The organism is Streptomyces sp. NPDC041796 (assembly GCF_055590785.1).
In genome coordinates this window covers 1-5,318 of the sequence record NZ_JBVJAH010000067.1, presented here as the reverse complement: position 1 = coordinate 5,318, position 5,318 = coordinate 1, and the positions used below count along the sequence as shown (strand labels likewise).

General features: G+C 66.4%; 2 protein-coding genes and 7 pseudogenes. 4 read left to right on the top strand and 5 right to left on the bottom strand.

All coding sequences use genetic code 11. The features are described from left to right. Positions 1 to 123: 123 nt before the first annotated feature. A pseudogene (locus ACZ6C1_RS38510) lies at positions 124 to 519 on the top strand (transposase); the annotation flags it as partial. A 16-nt stretch (positions 520 to 535) separates the two neighbouring features. Here the strand turns inward: ACZ6C1_RS38510 and ACZ6C1_RS38505 are convergent. Further along, positions 536 to 712 (bottom strand): annotated as a pseudogene (locus ACZ6C1_RS38505) (transposase); the annotation flags it as partial. Positions 713 to 1,038: 326 nt separating this feature from the next. On the opposite strand from ACZ6C1_RS38505, the pseudogene ACZ6C1_RS38500 reads away from it, so the two are divergent. Continuing rightward, a pseudogene (locus ACZ6C1_RS38500) lies at positions 1,039 to 1,188 on the top strand (transposase); the annotation flags it as partial. Between the two features lie 135 nt (positions 1,189 to 1,323). Here ACZ6C1_RS38500 and ACZ6C1_RS38495 read toward each other — a convergent pair. Both ACZ6C1_RS38495 and ACZ6C1_RS38490 read right to left on the bottom strand, forming a co-directional pair. After that, positions 1,324 to 1,728, bottom strand: a pseudogene (locus ACZ6C1_RS38495) (IS110 family transposase); the annotation flags it as partial. 29 nt (positions 1,729 to 1,757) lie between these two features. Continuing rightward, a pseudogene (locus ACZ6C1_RS38490) lies at positions 1,758 to 2,036 on the bottom strand (integrase core domain-containing protein); the annotation flags it as partial. 645 nt (positions 2,037 to 2,681) lie between these two features. Here ACZ6C1_RS38490 and ACZ6C1_RS38485 point away from each other — a divergent pair. After that, positions 2,682 to 3,935 (top strand): IS110 family RNA-guided transposase, encoded by a 1,254-nt coding sequence (locus ACZ6C1_RS38485; protein ID WP_469247690.1) that lies wholly within the window; start codon positions 2,682 to 2,684, stop codon positions 3,933 to 3,935. A gap of 135 nt (positions 3,936 to 4,070) precedes the next feature. Here the strand turns inward: ACZ6C1_RS38485 and ACZ6C1_RS38480 are convergent. Next, positions 4,071 to 4,737, bottom strand: a pseudogene (locus ACZ6C1_RS38480) (IS630 family transposase); the annotation flags it as partial. On the opposite strand from ACZ6C1_RS38480, the pseudogene ACZ6C1_RS38475 reads away from it, so the two are divergent. Then, positions 4,729 to 5,054 (top strand): annotated as a pseudogene (locus ACZ6C1_RS38475) (IS630 family transposase); the annotation flags it as partial. The pseudogenes ACZ6C1_RS38480 and ACZ6C1_RS38475 sit on opposite strands and share 9 nt — an antisense overlap. 48 nt (positions 5,055 to 5,102) lie before the next feature. Here the strand turns inward: ACZ6C1_RS38475 and ACZ6C1_RS38470 are convergent. After that, positions 5,103 to 5,249 carry a hypothetical protein gene (locus ACZ6C1_RS38470; RefSeq protein WP_469247691.1) on the bottom strand — a complete coding sequence of 49 codons (147 nt, stop codon included), beginning with the start codon at positions 5,247 to 5,249 and terminating at the stop codon, positions 5,103 to 5,105. Positions 5,250 to 5,318: the final 69 nt, after the last annotated feature.

Genomic DNA, 5,318 nt, shown 5'->3' with positions numbered 1-5,318 from the left:
CGAGTGATCCTCATGGCCCATCTCAGACGCCACTATCCGTGACGGAGCGTCACCGGCGCACGGTCGCACACCCCGGCGTCACGGAAATCTTGCCAAGGCCACGTTCACGTGTACGCCGACACCGCGACGATCCGCACCGTCTTCGCCCAGCCCGCCGCCGAAGCGGTTCGGGCCCAGCTCGACACCGTCGCGGACATGCTCGGTCGGCAGTTCCCCAAGGCCAGAGACATGCTCCTCGACGCCAAGGAGGACCTGACCGCATTCGCGGACTTCCCTCATCAGCACTGGAAGAAGATCCAGTCGACCAACCCGCTTGAACGGCTGAACCGGGAGATCAAACGCCGCTCCGACGTCGTCCAGGTCTTCCCGAACACCGACGCCGTGAACCGACTGGCCACCGCTGTCCTCGTCGAGCTCCACGATGAGCGGACCGCATTCCCCCGCCGCTACCTCTCCATCGAGAGCATGGACAGCCTCTATCCGGACGCCACCACCTGCCTGCCCGGCACCGCCGAATGATCAGCTACACCACCACAGGGGACATGACCCACGCGATCCCGGTATGCAGGACGAACAGGATGCCCTGGAACACCAGCCGGCCCGGATGCCGCCTCCGCCCCGGATGACGAACCCGACGCTCCACCATCGGCAACAGCGACTCGATCACCGCCCAGAGCTCATCGTCCACTTCCCACGGCACCCGCCGAGCCACCCCGCACCCCCCACACCGAGTTCTCAAGGCCGTCCAACCAGCCCAAAGATCATTTCGTTAGGGGTTGTTACGGAGGTACTACAGGCCAGATGCGCTTCGGGCTCAGCGTCGAACGGATGGGCAGTCACGTCCGCGCGGACGGCCAGCGCACATACGACGCCAACTCGGCCCGCACACGGTCCACTTCGCGCGTTGCGCCGGGTGGCACGGTCGAGCCGCCGGTCGTCGTGGCGGATGCCGCCTACGGGACGCAGCCGCCCGCGCGGTGCTGACCCCGGTCCGGTGGGCGGCATCGGCAGGACCGGTGCGGTCCGCTCTCCGCCCACAAGGCGCCCGTGGTGCACAAGTGGCTGCTCGCGCACCCCCGCTTCCAGCTCCACTTCACCCCGACCTACTCGTCCTGGATCAACCAGGTCGAACGGTGGTTCGCCGAGCTGGAACGACGCTGCCTCACACGCGGGGTGTTCTGCTCACTCGACGACCTCAAGACCGCACTCGAAGAGTGGATCAAGGTCTGGGACGACGATGCCAGGCCCTTCAAATGGACCAAGACCGCCGACCAGATCCTCGACCGCATCTGCCGCTACTGCGACAGGATCTCCGAACCAGATCATGAGGACAGCCTTGAGCTGGTTCAGTGCCTGGGTGCGGGCCTTGACCGCCGATTCCTTGGCCAGTCGCAGGACCCGCATGGCCTCGGCGGGCCCGTCCGCGCTCTTGGGCACGGTAGTGGCCCGTCCGGACAGCACCGCGCGGGCGGCTGCGTCCGCGTCGATGGCATCGGTCTTGCCGCGCTTGCGCCGGGTGGCACGGTCGGGCTGGTTGATCTCGATAACGTCGATGCCCTCTTGGCGCAGGGCCCGGGTCAGCGCGGCTCCGAAAGAGCCGGTGCACTCGACACCGGCTCGGCGCAGGACACCGAACGACTGTGCCCAAGCGAGTAGCTGGCGATAGCCGATGGCGGTGGCCGGGAACTCCTGCTGAGCGAGCGAGGCACCCAGGGTCGTAATGACAGCGGGCCTTGACCCTGAATCCTGGACACGGTCTATGCGGCTTGGGTCAGCGTAGTTGATGGTTCTTCGAGCGCTGTTTCTGCGATCGGGCTGTGTTGTCCGAGGCGGGAGTGGCGGCGCCGGGTGTTGTAGCGGTGGAGCCAGCGGAAGGCGTCGAGGCGGGCTTCGGGCTCGCTGGACCAGTGTTTGCGGCCCTGGAGGGTCTCGCGTTTGAACGTCGCGTTGAATGATTCGGCGAGCGCGTTGTCCGCCGAGCTGCCGATCGCGCTCATGGACTGACGGACGCCGGCTGTGCGGCAAGCGTCGGCGAAGGCCCAGCCCCGACGTGGACATCCTTGTGGGTGTCCACCCCCAGGATCACGTCCTCGGCCTCCTCGGCCGGGCCGGGGGCCGGCTGCGAGGGCTGCGTCGGCTGGGGCATGCTGGTGACGGTCACGAGGCTCCTTGGACTGGGTCTGGTGGCTGACCCCGGTCCGGTGGGCGGTCAGAACTGTGACGGTGCTTTGTGCAGCAAAGCCCCTAATCCGTAGTGAAGGTTCCGGAAGCCGCAGCTGGGCTTCTGGGCTGTCTGGTGACGGACGTCTGTAAGGCCCCGGGCCCTTGAGGCCTCCCGATAGAGCGGCGCCGTCACGGGGGTGGGTTTCACGGGACCTGCGGGCGCCGGGCAAACGCCTGGGAATCTCCCCGGCCGTTGAGGCCTCACGAGAGAGCGGCGCGGCCCGGCGTCTCCAAGTCCCGTGAAACCCACCGTCGTATGTCATTCGTTGTCGTCGTGGCGCGAGCCCGCCGCAGGGCGACCTCCTGTCCACCTCCGCGAGCCGCGAGCTCTGGCGCAGACAGAGGCCCCTGGGGCGCGCTGGTGTCGCGAACGGCTACCGAGATGGCGGACCAACGAGTCCTGGGATTAGGACGCCGCGTGACCCGCATGAGCTCGTGACCTGCATAAACGCTCGACGATGGGAGAACGTGTGACTGTGTTCTGCGGGATCGACTGGGCAGAAAGGCACCACGACATAGCCCTGATCGATGAGGCTGGCGAACTGCTGGCCAAGCGACGGATCACCGATGACGCGGCCGGCTACAGGATGCTGCTCGAGCTCCTGGCCGACCACGGCGACAGCCCTGATTCGCCGATACCGGTGGCCATCGAGACCAGCCGCGGCCTGCTCGTCGCAGCCCTGCGAACCGGCCGCCGCAAGGTCTTCGCGATCAACCCGCTCGCCGCCTCCCGCTACCGCGACCGCCACGGTGTGTCCCGCAAGAAGTCAGACCCGGGCGACGCCCTCGTGCTGGCCAACATCCTCCGCACCGACATGGCCGTGCACCGGCCGCTGCCAGCGGACTCCGACCAAGCACAGGCCATCGCCGTACTTGCTCGGGCCCAGCAGGACGCCGTCTGGAACCGCCAGCAGATCGGCAACCAAATCCGCTCCCTGCTGCGCGAGTACTACCCCGCTGCCCTAGATGCCTTCCTGGCCAAGCAAGGAGGACTGGCCCGCGAGGAAGCCCGCATCATCCTGGCCAAAGCGCCAACGCCTACAGAAGGCTCGCGACTGTCGCTGAGCCAACTGCGTTCCGCACTCAAGCGCGCCGGCCGTGTCCGCAGCATCGACGAGGAGGCTGACCGCCTGCGGGCTATCCTGCGGGCCGAGTACCCTCACCAGCCCTCGGCTGTCGAGGACGCCTTCGGCAAGCAGCTCCTTGCCCTGCTGAAGCAATTCGAAGCAGCCTGCCAGGCCAGTGAAGACCTCGCCGAAGCAGTTGATGCCAGCTTTCGCGAGCATCCGGACGCCGAGATCCTCCTGAGCTTCCCAGGTCTTGGTGTCCAGCTTGCGGCACGAGTTCTCGCCGAGACAGGCGACGACCGCAACCGCTTCGCCGACGCCCGCGGGCTGAAGGCATACGCCGGATCCGCACCGATCACCCGCGCCTCCGGCAAGAAACACTACGTCGGACGCCGCATGGTCAAGAACAACCGACTCCACCACGCCGGCTACCTCTGGGCCTTCTCCTCACTGCGCTCATCACCGGGCGCGCAGGCCCACTACCGCCACCGCCGCGATGTTGGCGACTGGCACGCGCAAGCTCAACGACACCTGTTTAATCGCCTGCTCGGGCAGCTGTTCCACTGCCTCCAGAAGCGGGTCCTCTTCAACGAGGAACGCGCCTTCACTCCGCCCGCGACCTCACCAATGACCGCTGCTGCTTGACTTCTTCAGACCCCGAGATGTCTATCGGGACACGTTCACCGGGCCGGCGGCAATACGCACCGCAGGGAGCCAGAGCCGACAGTTCTACTCCAAGGCAACTGCGGCCAGTTGTCACACGGGTCAGGCTCCGACACCCTGCGGCACTCCATGATGCTCACAGTTGTCACACACCAGGTGCACGTCGAGTTCGGCGGGGACCGTCTTGTCTATCGTGACCAGGAACTTCTTGAACTCGATGGCCCGGTGGCGGCGGTGGAGTTCGCCGATGACGGTGCCGTCGGCGATGTTGGAGGCGGCGAACAGGCTGGTGATGCCGTGCTCGAGATAGTCGTGGGTACGCCGCTCGGGCATGCCCGGCATCATCGGCAGCACCGGCTGAGAGCGGTCCAGGGCCTGGATCTGGGCCTTCTCGTCCACGCATAACACCACCGCCTTCTCGGGCGGACTGTGATACAGGCCGACGACGTCGACGACCTTCGCGACGAACTGCGGGTCGGTGGAGAGCTTGAACGCATCCTGCAGGTGCGGCTTGAGGTCGAACCTCTTCCGGATCCGCCCGATGGTGGACTTCGACAGCCCGGTCCGGGCCGCCATGGAGGCACGCGACCAGTGCGTGTCCCGGCCCGGTGTGGATTCCAGCGTCGCCACGATGACGTCCTCGACCTGGTCAAGCAGGATGGACGGCGGCCGCCCCGGCCGCGGCTCGTCGACCAGACCCGTCCAGCCGCTGCTTGACGAACCGGGCCCGCCAGCGGTTCACCGACTGCTCGCTCACGCCGAGTTCCGCCGCCACCTGCTTGTTTGCCCGCCGGAGAAGGCTCTGGTCCTGTGCGTGGACGAGAAGTCCCGGATCCAGGCACTCGACTGGTCCCAGCCCGTACTGCCGCCGGTTCCAGGCGTTCCCGAACGCCGCAGCCACGACTACGTCCGCGCCGCCACCACCACACGCCGTCGAGTTCAAGAATTCTGACCAAGCTCGACAAGGAAGTCCCTGCTGACCTCGATGTCCATCTGATCCTGGACAACTACGTCACCCACAAGACGCCCGCCATCACGCAGTGGCTGCTGGCGCACCCGCGCTTCCATCTCCACTTCACACCGACGAGTCCGTCCTGGCTGTGAGGTGCCTCGATGTGTTACCTGGCTCAGGCCTGTGTGATGTTGTGATCAGTCAGTTGCCTTCAGGAGGTCGTTGATCCAGATCATCGAGGCGCGCAGGTGGAGGCCGGCGAGGTAGCTCTCGGGTGTCTTGTCGTATCGAGTGGGGATGCCCCGCCAGGCCTTGAGCTGAGCTTGTTCCGCTTTGGCGGACACCTTCGGTGTGGTGGTCAGGCCGCCAGGGCAGTCTCGTATTCGGCGGGATTGCGGTAGCCGAGGCTGCTG